The sequence below is a fragment of the Rhodohalobacter sp. 8-1 genome (genome assembly GCF_038150125.1).
Lineage (GTDB): Bacteria > Bacteroidota > Rhodothermia > Balneolales > Balneolaceae > SW132.
Map to the genome: position 1 here is coordinate 1 of NZ_JBBVMF010000002.1, position 17,315 is coordinate 17,315.

13 protein-coding genes are annotated in these 17,315 nt (G+C 37.3%); 12 read left to right on the forward strand and 1 reads right to left on the reverse strand.

Features of this window, described 5'->3' with window-relative positions; all coding sequences use genetic code 11:
- Window positions 1-1,704: 1,704 nt before the first annotated feature.
- A complete protein-coding gene (locus AABW11_RS01675) occupies window positions 1,705-2,448 on the reverse strand; it encodes a porin family protein (protein WP_340102789.1) in 744 nt (247 codons plus the stop codon).
- 1,496 nt (window positions 2,449-3,944) lie between these two features.
- Here AABW11_RS01675 and AABW11_RS01680 point away from each other — a divergent pair.
- The 12 genes from AABW11_RS01680 (at window position 3,945) to AABW11_RS01735 (ending at window position 17,146) form a co-directional block, all read left to right on the forward strand.
- Entirely contained in the window at window positions 3,945-4,460 is a 516-nt protein-coding gene (locus tag AABW11_RS01680) for a hypothetical protein (protein ID WP_340102791.1), read from the forward strand.
- Window positions 4,461-4,694: 234 nt separating this feature from the next.
- On the forward strand, window positions 4,695-6,470 hold the full coding sequence (locus AABW11_RS01685; protein WP_340102793.1) for an ABC transporter ATP-binding protein: 1,776 nt from the start codon (window positions 4,695-4,697) through the stop codon (window positions 6,468-6,470).
- Window positions 6,471-6,483: 13 nt separating this feature from the next.
- Window positions 6,484-7,662, forward strand: coding sequence for a glycosyltransferase (locus AABW11_RS01690; RefSeq protein WP_340102795.1), 1,179 nt, complete (start codon window positions 6,484-6,486; stop codon window positions 7,660-7,662).
- Between the two features lie 136 nt (window positions 7,663-7,798).
- Window positions 7,799-8,356 carry a dTDP-4-dehydrorhamnose 3,5-epimerase gene (rfbC, locus tag AABW11_RS01695; RefSeq protein ID WP_340102797.1) on the forward strand — a complete coding sequence of 186 codons (558 nt, stop codon included), beginning with the start codon at window positions 7,799-7,801 and terminating at the stop codon, window positions 8,354-8,356.
- Window positions 8,357-8,531: 175 nt separating this feature from the next.
- Entirely contained in the window at window positions 8,532-9,326 is a 795-nt protein-coding gene (locus tag AABW11_RS01700; RefSeq protein WP_340102798.1) for a sulfotransferase domain-containing protein, read from the forward strand.
- Between the two features lie 24 nt (window positions 9,327-9,350).
- On the forward strand, window positions 9,351-10,247 hold the full coding sequence (locus AABW11_RS01705) for a class I SAM-dependent methyltransferase (RefSeq protein WP_340102800.1): 897 nt from the start codon (window positions 9,351-9,353) through the stop codon (window positions 10,245-10,247).
- Window positions 10,248-10,253: 6 nt separating this feature from the next.
- Window positions 10,254-11,513 carry a glycosyltransferase gene (locus tag AABW11_RS01710; RefSeq protein ID WP_340102802.1) on the forward strand — a complete coding sequence of 420 codons (1,260 nt, stop codon included), beginning with the start codon at window positions 10,254-10,256 and terminating at the stop codon, window positions 11,511-11,513.
- 75 nt (window positions 11,514-11,588) lie between these two features.
- Window positions 11,589-12,374, forward strand: coding sequence for a glycosyltransferase family 2 protein (locus AABW11_RS01715; protein ID WP_340102804.1), 786 nt, complete (start codon window positions 11,589-11,591; stop codon window positions 12,372-12,374).
- Window positions 12,371-13,537 (forward strand): glycosyltransferase family 4 protein, encoded by a 1,167-nt coding sequence (locus AABW11_RS01720; RefSeq protein WP_340102806.1) that lies wholly within the window; start codon window positions 12,371-12,373, stop codon window positions 13,535-13,537. The genes AABW11_RS01715 and AABW11_RS01720 overlap by 4 nt, the downstream gene beginning before the upstream one ends.
- Window positions 13,531-14,490, forward strand: a complete 960-nt coding sequence (locus AABW11_RS01725; protein WP_340102808.1) for a glycosyltransferase — start codon at window positions 13,531-13,533, stop codon at window positions 14,488-14,490. Before AABW11_RS01720 ends, AABW11_RS01725 begins: the two co-directional genes overlap by 7 nt.
- Complete coding sequence (locus AABW11_RS01730; protein WP_340102810.1) at window positions 14,491-15,507, forward strand: glycosyltransferase family 2 protein; 1,017 nt, start codon at window positions 14,491-14,493, stop codon at window positions 15,505-15,507.
- 451 nt (window positions 15,508-15,958) lie between these two features.
- Window positions 15,959-17,146: a glycosyltransferase family 4 protein gene (locus AABW11_RS01735; RefSeq protein WP_340102811.1), complete on the forward strand. Its 1,188-nt coding sequence runs from the start codon at window positions 15,959-15,961 to the stop codon at window positions 17,144-17,146.
- Window positions 17,147-17,315: the final 169 nt, after the last annotated feature.

Here is a 17,315-nt window from a genome sequence, read left to right on the forward strand (position 1 = left end):
ATCAGGATAAAATCCAACCCGCCTTGTAGCAACTACAATGGCTCTATGCGGAAGTTGAGCTAAAGAACATTTTGTGGGCACAGAGATAAATATTTGAAACTTTAAAAACGGTTTCGCCCCTGCGCGTAACAAAATGCCCCGGCAGGGCCCCATACAAGCGCCGTGTAGTTGACGGCGTGCAGTGCGGGGGTTAGCCCAACGCGACAACATGGATAAACTCATCGCGGCGCAGAAATTAACCTGGTTCGGGATCTGAGATTTAAGCGCCGCGCTAAGTAATCCTAAGCAGCTGTCACCCCGAGCGCAGCGCTAGCGTAGCCGAGGGGTCTCCCTGTTATTGGAAGGAGCTTTGAAAAACTCTTGACATGTACCCGTGTATTGGCGGTTGCGTAAAACAAAATAACCCTACCAATGACAGTTTGTAAAAAGTACCGTTTTTGAGCATCTAAAGACGATTTCATTTTTTATAGGCACTTGCCTTCTCACTTACAGATATACAACTGGTTTCGCCCCTGCGCGTAACGAAATGCCCCGGCAGTGCGGGCTTAGCCCAACGCGACAACATGGATAAACTCATCGCGGCGCAGAAATTAACCTGGTTCGGGATCTGAGATTTAAGCGCCGCGCTAAGTAATCCTAAGCAGCTGTCACCCCGAGCGCAGCGCTAGCGTAGCCGAGGGGTCTCCCTGTTATTGGAAGGAGCTTTGAAAAACTCTTGACATGTACCCGTGTATAAGCGATTGTGTGAAACAAAATAACCCTACCAATGACAGTTTGTAAAAAGTACCGTTTTTGAGCAGATTTCAACAATTTCAGAATCTTAGCCGCATACTTTTGGCCCGCCAAAAGTATGCAAAAGCTCCCGGCTGTGATGGCTTCCGGGCACGGTTTGCCCCGCACGGGTACACAATGAGAATGCTCACCTTGTGAGCGCTCATTGCGATTTCTCCCGTGCCTGCCCTCCGAAGCCTTGGCACAGTAAGGGCTGTGGTGCAACACATGCTATCCCTTCACCCATCAAGGCCGGACATTATTCTCCTAAATAATATCTAGAGAGCAGGAACTTGGATTTTCCTGTCACCTACAAAATGGTGTTGCACTGTTTTTGGCAAGATTAGGTGCTACCAATGATAGATGCTCAACGTGGTGTTTTCTCCCCATACTTTCCCCATGTGGACAAGTGGACCGCTACCCCGCAGTAGCGGGACTAAAAAGAAAAAGTAATCATGCCAAAGGCATCACTATGTGAAAACCTCCCCGACAGAGGTGTTCTGTCGGGGCACGGGTACACAATGAGAATGCTCACTGCGCAAGCGCTCATTGCGATTTCTCCCGTGCCTGCCCTCCGAAGCCTTGGTAAAGTAAGGGCTGTGGTGCACCATAGGCACAGGCAACCCATGCTATTTCGCTGTCGCGTTCAAAAAATGAGCTCCACCCATCAAGGCCGGATGCCTTCTTCCCAATCAACGTTGCTGGTACAATTCAAACAAAGCGAGATAGCTGGAAAAATGGATCAAAAAAAAACGGGACACCCGGTGACCATTTTTTTTAACCGTAAGTCATTGATACTCAATGCCCGAAATTTATACTCCAAAAAAGTGTGGAAGTTAGGAAAAGTTATGACATGAGCTATTTCTATCACTTTTAAAGGAAACGTATGTTTCAGTCACTACATCGCCATTTCGGGGAACTTTAGATAGCTTTTCAAAAAAGGAAATAAAGCCCGAAAGTAACCGCCATATTGTGCGGATTGAACTCTAGGTCGGGCCGGTTTCCTGAACTTAGAACCCCCAGCATAAAACGTGTTTCAAGCCCCACTTTTGTGTTTAAACCGAATTCTGAGCCCGCCCCTAGAACAATACCGACATCACGATTTTTATACTGTTTGGTAATTTCATTTTCGAACGCTTCTTCGAACTCTATGCCGATCGGGCCGCCCCGGTTTGTTCCTGAAAATTTGGCATCAAACAGGTAGCTGCCATAGATGCCGCTGGTCAAATGAAACGTAAATTCCGGCCAGGGACGCGGGAATTGACCACGATCGGGAGGCGCGGTTGTCAGTTGGAGTAGAATTGGCAGGTGTATGTAATTCAGTTCGGTACTGCTGAACGTCTGAAATTCAACACCCCTCATGATAAAGAAATCGCTGTAACCGGCACCGAGCTGAATAAATGACGGCTCAAACTGAAGTCTGAGGTTGTTGGAGAGATAATGCCGGGAGACAATTCCCGCCTGCCACCCGTTTGTAAATTCCGGTGAAAAATCGAGATTAACATCATCCAGGTTAAATTTGAAATTATTCAGATGTGAACTGAAGTTCAAACCGGCCGCTGCCCCCAATCCAATTTTTTGAGAATGTGAAACTTCGGGTTTCATCGAGATGATAACCAGCGAAAGAAGAAGAATAAAATTCCATTTTAAAACCGGCCGATGCTTATTGAATGGCATAATACACGTTTATTTTGATTCATAGGTGGTTTAACTCCGAGACTGTCCAAAAAGGCGTCATCCCGCGCTTGACGCGGGATCTCCCATCTTAAAAGAGGTAGGAGATTCCGGATCGGGGTTCGGGATGACGGTATTAATAGATACATTTTCTAATATCCGCCCTTTTGGACAGCCTCAAAAGATAAAAATCCGAGACTGTCCAAAAGTCTGGACCAATTATACAAAACTTAAACATTTTAATTGTTTGATAAATGAATTGTTAAGATCCCCTCCGGCTAAAGCCGCTCTCCTTTCGAAGAGTAATGTCACTAACATTAGCCAATTTTGACGTTTTTCCCCGTACTTTTGAACGGTCAAAAGTACACAAAACCCGCCGGGCTGGTGATTCCTTCCGTCGGGATTTGTGGTCCGCTTTGCGATGTAAAAACAAAGGTCCGCATCACTTTGTCAACCTAATCAAAGATTCGGCCGGTAGGTTTTTACACCCATCGCATGCACTCCCCACAAACCCCCAAAGGGATGCCTGCGGCGCAACCACCTCCGTCAGCAATCAAAGGCTGGGCTACCTGAAAGTTAATGAACGGCTAATTTGCCTTTATAAATTGGTACAATACCTCTTGAGAGCTTAGAATGGTTGTTGAGGGCAGGGGAATCCCGCCCTCGAAAGAACTGGCGATTGAGGGAGCCGTAAGATCTGCGGAGACCTTTTATCTTACCGGCTCTAAACAATTAATTAAGCGTTAAGAGTGGCGGACCATTGATAAAAGGTAGCAGATATTACGTGACCGCGTCTCCCGACAGCTGTCGGGATCGCAGCCTTGATTTTTTCGCCGAAGGCATCCCTATGGGAGGTTCGTTTTGCCACGAAGTGATCCCTACGGGGCATTAAGGCAAAATGAACAGGAGACCTTTTGAGATCAACAAATCCATTTACTTATCTAAATTTTTCAATAAGGAAACAGGAAAATATTCATTAAAGTTAGTGACATTGCCTCGAAGAGGAGATAACGAATGACCGCATTACTTTTAGATTTTAAATTTTATTCGGCCAAATGAGCAGACACCACCTACACAATTCGGAGGCCGGATAGATGAAAAGCTCTTACAAATTTACAAGTAATAATTTTGTCTAACCACACAAAACAACGAGAGCCATCTAAATTCTATTCAGTGGAAACTATCCTGATTAAACAAATCGTAAAGCGCATATTCGATTGAATAATTACAAATCACTTTCTGTTTTAGATCTTAAATCTATCGAACAGAGATTACAAAAATATAACTTAACAGAAAAACTCATATAAATTTTGTAAGCTTGAGCCGAAACAGATTAGGTTTCTCATTAAGAGAGGGGTATTTGCAAAAAGAACGGTTTTGCACAGCTCTCTGGGGGAATATTTACATTGGCCGGGGTATTTTAGCGCACGTCATTAATTGCTTATGATACCCAATATCTGCGAATTAGATTATAAATTGAATCATCAAATACGGTATACATGCTAAAAAAACTCAGCTTAGTCTTAATTATTAGTTTTGCATGGGGTATCACTTCGGAATTGGAGGCCCAGTTCCAGTCGGATACCGGTGGGGCGCTGGTTCGTATTACCCAGCCCGGACAACTTTCGGATACACTCAGTGTTTGGGGAGACGTTCTCACACCGGGTCGATATTTGGTTCCGAGGGGATCCACTTTAGCTGAATTCATGCAGTACGCGGGGGGGCCGAACAGCTCTCGAAACGTAGGCAGAGGTAACCCATGGTCACGATTAAGGCTATCTGTTACTGTCTCTCAGTATGATGCTGTTACGCAGGAGATGGATTTGATGAAGTTTCATCTCAGATTTAACGACGAGGTGCCGCGGGAAATGAGGGAATTCAGATTGACGAACGATGATATCGTAACGATAGAAGTTCGGCAGGCCCCGGGTTTTTTGGATGTTCTGGGGGTAGTGGGGCCTATACTTGCTACAGTTACAACGTCTATTCTGCTGTACGACAGGGTAATACGTTAAACTTTAAATATTGAATTAGAAAATTGGGTTTTGCAGACATGCCTGAACCGGAATGGGAGATGCCGCATCGGAGTGCGGCATGACGTTTAAACTTTGTGACAACCCACAAGAATATTTATTTAGAACCAAAAAGAGCATGAAGAGAAAAGCAGGTAGTGAATTCAATTTTGTTGAAAGCTCATTAAATGATTGTTATAACTAACCAATTTCAGAAAGACGTGAAAATCAGCAGATATGAAAACAGGTAAGCCTAAAAATACATTTCAGATTTTAAATTCTTATCTGGATAAGAAAGACAAAAGGAGTATTGTCTTCATCTTGTTCCTGTTTTTAACGGCATCTGTTTTAGAGGTATTTGGCCTCGCTTCACTTATTCCCGTTTTACAAATAGCAATGGACTCTTCTGCAATTCAGGAAAACCAGTATATAAAGTCGGTATATGATTTCTTTGGGTTTGAATCAGAGCGAATGTTCCTTCTTGCTACGGTTTTGAGCATTTTTACTTTCTTCCTGTTTAAGAACCTGTTTATGCTTGGCGTAAAATATAAGCAGCTGAAGTTTACGACAACTCTTTCCATGAAAATTATAAAAAAGCAGTTTGAAAAATATTACTCCCTGGATTTTTGGAAATTTAACAGGGTAGGAGTCTCAACGATTTTGAACCACGTCAATCGGGTGCCGGATGTTTTTTCTTCAAAATATTTGTACAACTACTTTCAGCTTTTTACTGAGTTCATTGTAATCACCATTATTGTACTGGGTATTGCGATCTATAAGCCCGTACTCTTTTTGCTAATGGTTATAGTTTTAGGGCCCACCACATGGTTGGTTTACGCTGGCTTAAAAGGAAAGATCCAGGAGTATGGCAATAGAGTGGATTCACTGATGCCGGAGGGTTTCAGCCTGGTCAATGACTCTTTTAAAGGATATGCAGATCTAAAACTGGCCGGGAAGTCCGACATGTTTATGGACAGGTATTTTAAGAACAGAAAAAAAGTTTATAATCTTCAGGTTAGGTCCGGAGTGCTGAATGATGTACCGGTTAAAGCAATAGAATTAATTGCAATTAGTGGTATTGTGCTGATATTTATCTATTCACTGTTCATAAGCAGCCAGCCGGAACAGGTACTGGTACTTTTGGGAATATTTGTTGCAGCGTCTTACCGAATTATGCCCTCGGTTACCAGAATATTGAGCTCATTAATGACGATTAAAAACACTCAATATTCGGTGGATTGCCTGGAACTCTATAAGGATTATATCAAAGAAGCGGAAGCTTCCCGCAGCGGCGTAGCGAAACCCGTTAATTTTATGGACTCAATAAAGTTTCAAAATGTGGGTTTCTCCTATCCTGATGCGTCGGAATATGTAATAAAAAACATAAACTTTGAAGTCAAGCGAGGTGAAAAAGTAGGGTTTATTGGCCGTTCAGGGTCCGGAAAAACTACGTTAATCAATATACTACTCCGGTTTTATGAAGAAACGGAGGGCTGCATCGAAGTAGATGGAACGCCGTTGACCCACGAGCACCTGGAGTCCTGGAGGGAAAAGTTGGGGTATGTACGCCAGGACGTATTTATTCTTGACGGTACTATTGAAGAAAATATCACGCTCGCAGATAAACATGTGGATCAAGAAAGATTAAGCCGCGCAATTCAACTGTCCTCACTGAAGGGGGTAATGGAGGAACTATCCGAAGGAACAAAAACGCATGTTGGAGAGAATGGATCAAGAATGTCCGGGGGACAAAAGCAACGGATTGGTATTGCAAGAGCACTTTATCATGAAGCTGAAATTTTAGTCTTTGATGAAGCTACAAGTGCCCTGGATAATGAAACAGAACAAGAAATCACTGAGGCGATTAACAGACTTTCTGAAACGGACATAACCTTGTTTATTATTGCACACAGGGTCACGACTCTTAAAAACTGTAACAAGATATTTGAGTTGAAAGATGGGGAAATATTCACACAAAGATCCTATAATGAACTCTTGAATGCTGTAAACTAATCTGCTGATATTAATGAGAGTAGCTTATATAACACATACAAATATTTCTATTTCAGAGACCTTTATATCTGATTTAGTGACCGGTTTAAATGAGCATGAAGATCTTGATTTGACCTATTTATCAGGCGCTGCATGTGATGGTGGAAATAAATTGAGTGATTTGAATATTAATGCAGTATATACTGGGTTTTCTTCAAAATATGATTTGGTTTCCCGTATTCTCTTCAAAATAGGCCAGATGGTTGGAGGAGGGAAAGAGAATTTATTCAAAATGTTCTTTAACCGAAAGATTGCAGAGAAACAGTTAAAGGGTGTCTTAAATGACGATTTTGATGTTGCACTGGTCGACTATGCCACAACCGGTGTGTTGGTTTACAGGCTATTGTCTAAAAAAAAAATCCCATTCATTGTACACGTTCACGGTTATGATATTACTTCATCTCTGAGCGACCCGTATTATGTGAAAGAACTTCAAAAGATATTTACCCTGGCAGAATTTATTGTTTGCCCCAGTGAGCATACGAAGCGGCGATTGGTTTTGCAGGGATGCCCTCAAAAAAAAATTAAAGTCATCTATCGCGGGATTATTCAGGATAACATTAAGCCACTATCCTGGAATGAAAGAAAACAGAAGGATCCAGGAGTGGTTTTTTTCGGACGACTGACACTAAAAAAGCACCCTGTTGCATTATTACACGCTTTTCGCATTGTAAAGGATAAGATACCGAATGCATATCTTTCTATTATTGGGGAAGGGCCGCTAAAAGAGCAGGTAGAATCAACGATTGACCGATTGTCGCTAAATAGTTGCGTCACGATGTATGGCGCATTAGAACAGAATGAAGCATTTAAAATTCTCAGAAATCACTGGGTGTATGCTCAACACAGTGCTACATCATTAGATGGAGACCAGGAAGGGTTTCCCTTTAGCCTGGCTGAAGCTGCCGCGCATGAACTCCCTGTCGTTTCTACAATTCATAGTGGGATAACTGAAAATGTGGTGGACAGAGTAACCGGTTATCTCGTACAGGAACACAATTACGAAACGATGGCTGAGAAAATTATTTACCTGATACAAAATCCGGAAGCAGCTGAAAGGATGGGGAAACAGGGAAGGCTGCGGATTCAAGAGCTTTGCAAACAGGAAAAAAGGATTAAAATGATTAAGCAACTATTAAGCAATATTGCATGAATATTCTCTCGTTAAAAGTGGATATGGCGAATATCTATATAAATTAGTTGAAGAACGAAAGTCGAAGGTCAATGGATAATACATCCGTTTTTTGAACTCTAACTTTCAACTAATAAGTAGACTAAAATATTTTAAAATGAAAATACTCAACGAACCCTTACCCGGCCTGCTCCTCATCCAGCCCGATGTTTACCGGGATGAGCGCGGATTTTTTTTGGAGACCTGGCAAAAAGAGCGTTATAGGGAAATTGGGATCGAAGAAGAATTTGTGCAGGATAACTGGTCTCGCTCAAACAAAGGAGTGCTGCGAGGACTGCATTACCAAAAGAAATATCCACAGGGGAAGTTGGTGAGTGTACGCAAGGGACGAATTTTTGATGTGGCTGTAGACATACGGAAATATTCTTCCACATTTGGTGAGTGGTACGGCAAGGAGCTGAGTGATGATAACCATCTTCAACTCTATATACCGCCGGGTTTTGCACACGGTTTTACTGTCCTGTCAGAGGAATGTGATTTTGCCTATAAATGTACGGACTACTACCGGCCCGGCGACGAGGGCGGAATTGCCTGGAATGATGGAACTCTGAACATAGATTGGCATGTAGAGAACCCGATTGTTTCGGTGAAAGATGAGCAATTGAATCCATTCAGTGCTGTTATTTTGGCTAATTCTGAGAAATACCCAACCTAAATATTACTTTCATCGGGAGATTGTAAAACCATTTTATTTGACATTAAATGGGTGTAAGAAAGTAGAGGTAAATCAAAATATTACGAATGAAGTTGAAATACATATATTCTGAACGACATATACAAGGTCAAGTTGCTTTGCAGATTGTTTATGAATCGGAATTAAATTAATAGAAATGAACATAATAAAAGTGGCAAGATTTGTTAAAAATCCAAGAAAATATATCCAGTATACAGCAAATGTAATGGCCAAAAAAAAAATAGAAAACCAAAAATTTGTTCCAATAACAGATACAAAAGAAAGCGATATATTTATTGCAGGCTATCCTAAGTCAGGAAATACCTGGATGCAAAATTTAGTAGCCGGTCTCCTTTACGGAATAGACCCAGTTTTTTTACCAGACAGGTTAACCCAAGAGCTAATTCCAGATGTACATGGAAAACAATATTATAAGCAATTTTTAGATTTCACCTGTTTTAAAACGCATAATTTACCTCAACCTGAATATAGACGCGTCATTCATTTGGTAAGAGATGGGCGCGATGCAATGGTTTCTTACTATAACATGAATAAAGCGAATGGAAAAAATTACTCTTTTGAGGAAATGGTTGTAGACGGAAAAGGTATTTTTCCATCAAAATGGCATAAGCACTGCCTGGCGTGGACAGATAATCCTTATTGTTCAGATTTATTAGTAGTACGATATGAAGATTTGATTGCTAAACCATTGGTTGAAATGCAAAGGGTCTGCGATTTTATCGGTATTGAAAGACCACTTGCCTTAATAAAAAAAGTTGTAGATGGAAATGTCTTCGAACAAATGAAAAGAAAAGAAAAAAAATTTGGATGGAACAATGAACAATGGGATAAGAAAAAAAACTTTATTCGTAAAGGAAAATTGGAAGCTACAAAGAGGAAATGCCAAAGGAGTTATTGTCATTTTTCAATCAAGAAGCCGAGAAGGCATTAAATTTATTTTCTTATGCAAATTAATATGAATATTAAATCTCCACTCTCTCCCGATAGCAAAGCTATGCTGATAGAGAAAATACCCACGGATATTATAAAAGAACGTTATTATAGGCTGTATGAAATAAATGTAGGTTTTAATATACCCTATGTTTTGAAATATAGATGTGAAGAGAGTGGATATGAGTTTTTTTATCCGTTCGACTTAGGAGGTGATTCTTCTTTTTATGAACAGCTCCAGCGTATAGACTGGTACTACATGCCTTGGAAATGGGAACATGGAAAAGCAGTAGAACACGTTGGTAAAAACGATAAGGTACTTGAGGTTGGTTCAGGAAATAGCTCTTTTGTAGAACATTTAACTAAGAAAGGTTTGCAGGCGACAGGTTTGGAACTTAACGAGGCAGCGGTTCAATCTGCGCAAGAAAGAGGATTAAATGTACTGAAAGAAAATATTGAAAATCATAGTAAAAAAAATCTTGGTCAGTATGACTTAGTATGTTCTTTTCAAGTGTTAGAACATATATCGGATATATATCCCTTTATTGCTGGAATGATTAAATGTTTGAAACCAGGAGGAACATTAATTATTTGCGTACCTAACAATGATTCTTTTATCAAAAAAGCAGAGTGGAATATACTCAATATGCCTCCTCACCATATGGGGTTGTGGAGCAAAAAATCATTGGGATATCTTTCTGAAATATTTCCTTTAAAAAACTCTAAATTTCTTTATGAACCTTTACAGTCCTACCATTATAGTTGGTACCAAGGCATAATTGAAAGTTTGATAGGTAAAATACCAATTATTCGCAACGTTTATTACCACTTTTCTTTAAGCAAAATAGCCGGCCGATTGATTCCTTTGATATCTAAATCCATTACAGGACACTCAATTATGGCTATATATAAAAAGGAATGACGACCAATGAGAATACTTCATATATCCACTTCTGACCAAGGCGGTGCTGCAAAAGCGTGTTTACGTTTGCACAAAGGCTTTTTACAACAATCAGTAAACTCAAAAGTATTATTAAAAAATAAAACGAATAACGAAATATCAGGGACCTATAAAATTTCTCACCATGCCATAGAACGCAGTTTTAAAACAAAACTAAACACAAAAGCAGTAAGTATTTTAAAAGAACTAAATCTTTATAAAGCTAAGCCCGACCCTTTTTTGCTGGAGCGTCCCGCAGGTTTGGAAATGTTTAGCTATCCATTTTCTAAGTACGATATTACCAAATCTGATCTATATAAACAATCAGATATCATAAACCTGCACTGGGTTGCCAACTTTTTAGACTATCCGTCTTTTTTTAAAAAAAACAAGAAACCTATAGTTTGGACTTTGCATGATCAAAACCCCTTTCTTGGTCTAGAACATTATTCAGAAACTATTGTAGGAGTAGATGAGAAAGGATATCCAATTAAAAGAGAATTAAGCAAATTTGAAAGAAGTAAGTTCAAACAATTTGAAGATATTAAAAAGCAAGCATTAAATACGGTAGAAAATCTTACAGTGGTAACTCCTTCTGAATGGCTGGGTAACGAAGCAAAAAACAGTCCTGTTTTTGAAAATTTTGACTCCAAAGTAATACCATATGGTCTCAATTCTGACATATTTAAAACTTTGAACAAAACATTTTGTCGTGAATTTTTAAATATACCAGAAGATAAAACAGTAATGTTGTTTGTAGCAGATTCTATTTCTAACAAACGTAAAGGTTATGAGTATCTCCAAAAGGCATTAAAACAAATAAAAAAAAATTGTGTTTTATTGTCAGTAGGGTCAAAGCAGAGCCAACTCAATCAAAAAGATAATTATTTGGAACTTGGTAGAATACAGGATGAGCGTCTTATGAGCATTATATATTCAGCAGCAGATGTATTTGTAATTCCGTCGCTTATGGATAATCTGCCAAATACAGTACTTGAATCCATCATGTGTGGTACACCTGTTATTGGTTTTCCTGTAGGCGGCATACCGGATATGATCCAAGGCGGCGAAAACGGCTACTTGACAGAAGAAATTTCCGTTCCGGCATTAGTAAAAGTGATTGAAATATTTTTAAGCAATCCAAATGTCTTTGACCTTAAAAAAATAAGAGAGAACGCGGTTAAAAAATATAGCTTGTCAGTTCAAGCAAAAGCATATAAAGCACTTTACACAAAACTTCTTCATTAAAATTTCTGTGTAAGTTTATGTAAAACTCAAATTACAGGTAATATTAAAAGCAGCAGAGAATAATAGATTAGCAACATGAAACTCTCCATCATCACCATCAACTACAACAACAAAACGGGCTTAATCAAAACCGTGGAGTCTGTTATTCATCAAACCTTCCAGGATTTTGAATACATTATCATAGATGGAGGAAGTACCGATGGAAGTAAAGAATACATACAGCAGATGCAAGAGCATTTTGACTACTGGGTCTCTGAGCCGGATAAGGGTATTTATAATGCGATGAATAAGGGGATAAAAGTGGCGAAGGGGGAATATTGTTTATTTTTGAATAGTGGGGATATGCTCTATGATGATTTTTCTTTAGTTTATTTGTTTAAAAACTCCTTTGAAGAAGATATAGTTTACACGAACTGCTACTTTCACGAAGATGATAACACCACATTAAAAAAGAAAACGTTTCCTATACCTGAAAATTTAACTATGGATTTTTTTTGGAAAGATATGCTTTGTCATCAGGCGATGATATTTAAAAGAAAATTTCTAGAAAATTATTCTAAATATGATGAAAAATACAAACTTGCATCAGATTTAAAATTAGTAGCTACTTCAATTGTTTTCGGAAAAGCTACGTTAAAAAAGGTTGAAATATTTTTATCAGTTTATGATTTAAATGGTCAATCTGCCTCAAGCAGATATTTATATGAAGATGAGAAAAGAAAAATTTTCCAAGAAGATTTTTCTTTTTTTTATGAGGATTATTGTAAATATGAAAAAACTGAATATGAGCTAAATGCTATAAGAAACCATTTTTTAATCAAGATCTTAAAAAAGATTAAAAATTTTCTAGTATTAAAATGAACATACTATTTATTACTCATGATGCTAGCAGAAGTGGTGCCCCTATTTTGTTACGTAATTTTATGGGATGGATGAAACGTAATACTAATCATGAGTTTCAACTCTTATGTAGAGTTGGAGGATCATTAGAAAGTGACTTTAAAAGTCATGCAGATGTAAAGTATTTTTATCCAAAACATCTAAATAATCCTAAAACAGTTTTACAGAGAATAATAAATAGGATAGGATATTATAAATATAGAATAAAAAAACACCATAGGGATCTTTTTTTACATTATAAAAAACAAGATTTTGATTTGATATATTCTAATACTGTCGTGAATACAGATGTATTAGTAGTATTAAAGAAATTAGATGTGCCAGTATTAACACATGTAAGAGAGTTAGAATCTACAATAGAACATTTTGGTGGAAAATATTTAATAAGAGAATTGGATAAATATACTGATAAGTTCGTAGCAGATAGTTATGCGGTTAAGAAGAATTTAGTAGATCAACATAATGTAGTTGATAAAAAAATTGATGTAATTTACGAATATGTAGAAGTACCTGAAAAACTGCCGGATACAGAAATTACTAGTACGTTGAAAAGTAAACTAGAAATTCCAGAAGATGCTTTTATTGTGGGAGCATCTGGAGGGGGCCTGTGGCGTAAAGGATATGATTTATTCATTCAAGCAGCAGTAGCAATTTGTAATAAAGAAGGAAATGAAAACGTATATTTTTTGTGGGTAGGAGGATTTAAAGAAGATAAAGAAGCGGAAATAAGATTTGATATTCATAAGGCAGGTTTAAAAGACAGGATCCTATTTGTAGGCTCACAAAAAAAACCGTTAGACTATTTTTCATTATTTGATGTGTTTGTGTTGGCCTCACGAGAAGAACCATTTGGAATCGTTGGTATGGAATCTGCCCTCTTTGAAACTCCTATCATTTGTTTTAACAATTCTGGTGGCATGCCAGAATTTATAACTGAAGAATGTGGAATAGCAGTACCGTATCTAAATATTCCCAAGTTGGTAGAGGCCATTTTATTTTTTAAACACAACCCTAAACTAAGGGAACAATATGGGCGTAATGCTAAAAATAAAGTATTAACCCAACATACTTTGGAAGTTAAATCCAAAGAACTTTTGAAAATTATGGAAAATCAATTATGGTAAGTATTGTTATTTGCCATAGAGATAAAAAACTTCTAACACAGTTTAAAAAGAACGTAAAGGAAACCATTGGTTCACCATTTGAATTTGTAATTATCGACAATAAAGCAAATGACTATAATATTTTTCAGGCTTATAATTTAGGGATTGAGCAAAGTCAATTTGATATTATATGTTTTTCACACGAGGATATAATTTTTCATACCCAAGACTGGGGGAAAAAAGTGAAAAAGCATTTTGAAGATGAAAACACGGGCATGATTGGTGTGGTTGGTGGTAATGCCTTCCCCAACTGCCCTTCTCCCTGGTGGAATAGCAACTATTTGAATGATCATTTAATTCACAACATCCAGCATTGGAAAGATGGGTTTACACCTCAACAAAGTGTAAATTCTCAGCCTTATAATAACATTAAAAACTGCACACTAGAATATCATAATCCTACAGGAGAAAACAGGATTAAAGCGGTAGCTATAGATGGTTTCTTGATGTGTGCTCATAAACGAGCTTTAAAAAAGTGTAAGTTCGATGAAAAAACTTTTAATGGATTTCACTGCTATGATACCGATATATGCTTACAGGTCGGTCAAACGCATAATATCTATGTAGTTTACGATATTTTGATTGAACATCTTTCTATGGGATCGGTGGCCAGGGAATGGGCTAAAGCTGCAGAGGCATTGGCTGATAAATGGAAAGATCAACTCCCATTTTTTGCAAAAGAAGTGGATGCTCAAAAAATCCCTCGCTATCAAGCTAAATGTTTACTGACATATTGTTATTGGATAAAGGGCATGGACATGCCAGATCATGAAATTAAAGAAATTATCCGTAAATATTTAAACCTTAACCATCGCTTTGTATCCCAAGAAAGTTTATTACTTTGGCTATGGTCAAAATTAGGGTATAAGCTCGCGAGGATTCCTTATCGTCTATCAAAAAATTTAATAAATTAAATGCAAAAAAAACCTTTGGTATCCGTTGGAATTCCGGTTTATAATCGGGAAAAATTTATACAAAACGCTATCTACAGTGTTTTAAATCAGACTTATCAAAATTTCGAAATTATTATTATTGATGATGGATCCACAGATGCTTCTATCTCCATCATTGAATCTATAAAAGATTCCCGGATTAAGCTTTTTAAAAATACAGACAACAAAGGTGTAGTTTATACAAGAAATAGATACTTAAAGGAAGCCCAGGGAGATTATATTGCTATCCTGGATTCTGATGATTCCTGGTTGCCAACAAAACTTGAGAAGCAAATCGCCTTTTTAGAAAATAATCCAAACTATGGCATTTGCGGGTCCTGGGCCTTACGTAAATACACTACAGGAAAAGAAGATATCTGGAAATACCCCAATACAGATGATGAAATTAGAGCGAGATTACCTTGGGGGTCTGCCATAGTGCACTCCTCAATGATGTTACGACGCAGCATTTTATATAAATATGATATCGAGTACAAAAAAGGATTCGATTCTGTGGAAGATTATGATATGATTCGGCAGTTTGTTAAATACTCTAAAGCGTATAATATAGAAGAACCTCTTATTGTTTATAATATTCACGGCAATCAAATTACAGTAGAGGATAATAGAGAACAGGTTTTAAAGGCTATTTTAGTGGGTGAACAATATTTAAATGATTTAGATATAGAATTTTTTAAAGAGGAAAGAGCTATTTACAAAAATGTATATAAGTTTGAGTTTTGTTTAGATGTTGGTGAACTCAAAATATTAAAAAATCTTTTGGAGAGAATTATAAACAGGATCGAAAACATTGCAAAGTGCAATTCAGATGCATTTAAAAAAACAATATCAAATAAATGGTTTTTATCCTGTTATCACAGTACGCAAAATGGTTTAAAAGCAATTACTATTTTTAATTCCAGCAAAGGCGAATTAGCCTGCGTATTTTCACCTATCCAAAAATTAAAATTTTATTTAAAAGCGATATTAAAAAGATAAATGAAAAAGTTAAAAGTAGGATGTTTTACTCATACACACTAGTGTGTCAGAGACCTTAATTTATGATTTAGTCAAATCCTTAAATAAAGTCAAGAATATCGACTTACTTTTGTCACAGGGAAATTGACTCCACCAATAGTAGATTTTGAGCTGCAATCCATAGCTACGGGATATTCCGAAAAGTTTGAAGATTTAAGCTTTAAGGCATTTAAAATTGGGCGGGTGTTTGGTAGTAAAAGTTATAAATTTAAATACTCTGTCAAGCGTAAAAATTCCATAGCGATGACTGAGAAAATTATCTATCTGATACAAAATCCGTAAGCAGCTGAAAGGATTGGAAAACAAGGAAGGTTGCAGATTCAAGAGTTTTGCAAACAGTGAAAACGGATTAAAATGATTAAGCAACTATTAAGAAATTTTGCATGAAGATTCTCTATTTAGTCGACCGATTATGAAAGTTCTGATATTTGTACAAAAGTTTGGAAGTATTACCACAACATTTATCTATAATGAAATTTTAGAGTTATCAAGACATCACAATGTATTGGTGGTATGCTGTGAAAGGGGAGATGAAGAGAAATATCCGTTTTCAAACGTTATAACAGTCCCCTTGAGAAATAACCGTATCATTAAAAAGGTTAAATGGCTGCTCTATAAATACGATATAAAAGCACTTCACTATAATCTTATCTTTAAGAGAAAGATCAATAATTTAGTGGCTGAATTTAAACCTGATCTAATTCACGGACATTTTGGTAATGAGTCGATGGTTTTCTTTAAAAATCTCGAAAAGAAGTTTTTGGAAATCCCAACAGTCGTAAGTTTTCATGGCTATGATGCGTCATCAGAATTGAAAGAAAGTTCAGTTTACATTCGAGAGTTGAGACATTTCTTTAACGGAAAATATCCGAGAAAGGCGATCTTTTGTTCAGAATATCTGCGAAATAACCTGAAAAATGCAGGTGTTCAGATCACTGACAATAATTCAGATATCTTATTCTATGGAATTAATACGAATCAGTTTTCCCGAAAGAGATATCATGAAAAAAGTGTATATCGGTTTTTGCAGATTTCATCGTTCAGGGAAAAAAAAGGACATCTTTACACAGTAAAAGCATTTGCTAAATTTTTAGAGAAAAATAATAGAAAAAATGTTGAACTTGTGTTGGCAGGAGGGGGCCCTCTGCTAAAAGAAATTAAAGAGTTCACAAAAAAACTAAATATCACTGATAAAGTTCATTTTCCAGGATGGGTGAATCATGAAGAAGCGCAAGAATGGTTAGAAAGCGCCGACTGTTTTCTTCATCATAGTGTAACGGCCAAAAATGGTGACACTGAGGGCATGCCGAACGCTATTATTGAAGCAATGGCGATGGAACTTCCAGTAATATCCACAGTCCATGCCGGAATACCCGAAATAATTGAGCATCGAGTGCACGGATTACTTACTAAGGAAAAAGATGTTGATACGTATTCAATTTACATGGAAGAAATTATGGCTTGGTATTATCTAAAGAGAAACAGAACAAAAATTGTAGAACAGTTTTCTATACCAGCTCATTACAATAAATTGAATGATATTTATCAGGATATCGCAAGTAATTGTGATAGAATCCAAGAAAATTCGGAAAATTTCTGATACTAATATATCATAGAAATCCTATATGGTATCTACGATGTGGGTTAAAGCATCTGAATCCACTTTCGATCAGGAAGTCATTTTTTATTGGTTTTGCTAAGACCTTTCCAAAAATTGTGAATTTATCAATCTATTTTGATAAATATTGAAATAATTTGAAAATTCTCAA

Coding starts and splice junctions, on each gene's coding strand:
- AABW11_RS01725 (WP_340102808.1), top strand. CDS start 13,531: ATGGTAAGTATTGTTATTTGCCATAGAGATAAAAAACTTCTAACACAG.
- AABW11_RS01680 (WP_340102791.1), top strand. CDS start 3,945: ATGCTAAAAAAACTCAGCTTAGTCTTAATTATTAGTTTTGCATGGGGT.
- AABW11_RS01720 (WP_340102806.1), top strand. CDS start 12,371: ATGAACATACTATTTATTACTCATGATGCTAGCAGAAGTGGTGCCCCT.
- AABW11_RS01690 (WP_340102795.1), top strand. CDS start 6,484: ATGAGAGTAGCTTATATAACACATACAAATATTTCTATTTCAGAGACC.
- AABW11_RS01715 (WP_340102804.1), top strand. CDS start 11,589: ATGAAACTCTCCATCATCACCATCAACTACAACAACAAAACGGGCTTA.
- AABW11_RS01705 (WP_340102800.1), top strand. CDS start 9,351: ATGAATATTAAATCTCCACTCTCTCCCGATAGCAAAGCTATGCTGATA.
- AABW11_RS01730 (WP_340102810.1), top strand. CDS start 14,491: ATGCAAAAAAAACCTTTGGTATCCGTTGGAATTCCGGTTTATAATCGG.
- AABW11_RS01675 (WP_340102789.1), bottom strand. CDS start 2,448: ATGCCATTCAATAAGCATCGGCCGGTTTTAAAATGGAATTTTATTCTT.
- AABW11_RS01710 (WP_340102802.1), top strand. CDS start 10,254: ATGAGAATACTTCATATATCCACTTCTGACCAAGGCGGTGCTGCAAAA.
- AABW11_RS01700 (WP_340102798.1), top strand. CDS start 8,532: ATGAACATAATAAAAGTGGCAAGATTTGTTAAAAATCCAAGAAAATAT.
- rfbC (WP_340102797.1), top strand. CDS start 7,799: ATGAAAATACTCAACGAACCCTTACCCGGCCTGCTCCTCATCCAGCCC.
- AABW11_RS01735 (WP_340102811.1), top strand. CDS start 15,959: ATGAAAGTTCTGATATTTGTACAAAAGTTTGGAAGTATTACCACAACA.
- AABW11_RS01685 (WP_340102793.1), top strand. CDS start 4,695: ATGAAAACAGGTAAGCCTAAAAATACATTTCAGATTTTAAATTCTTAT.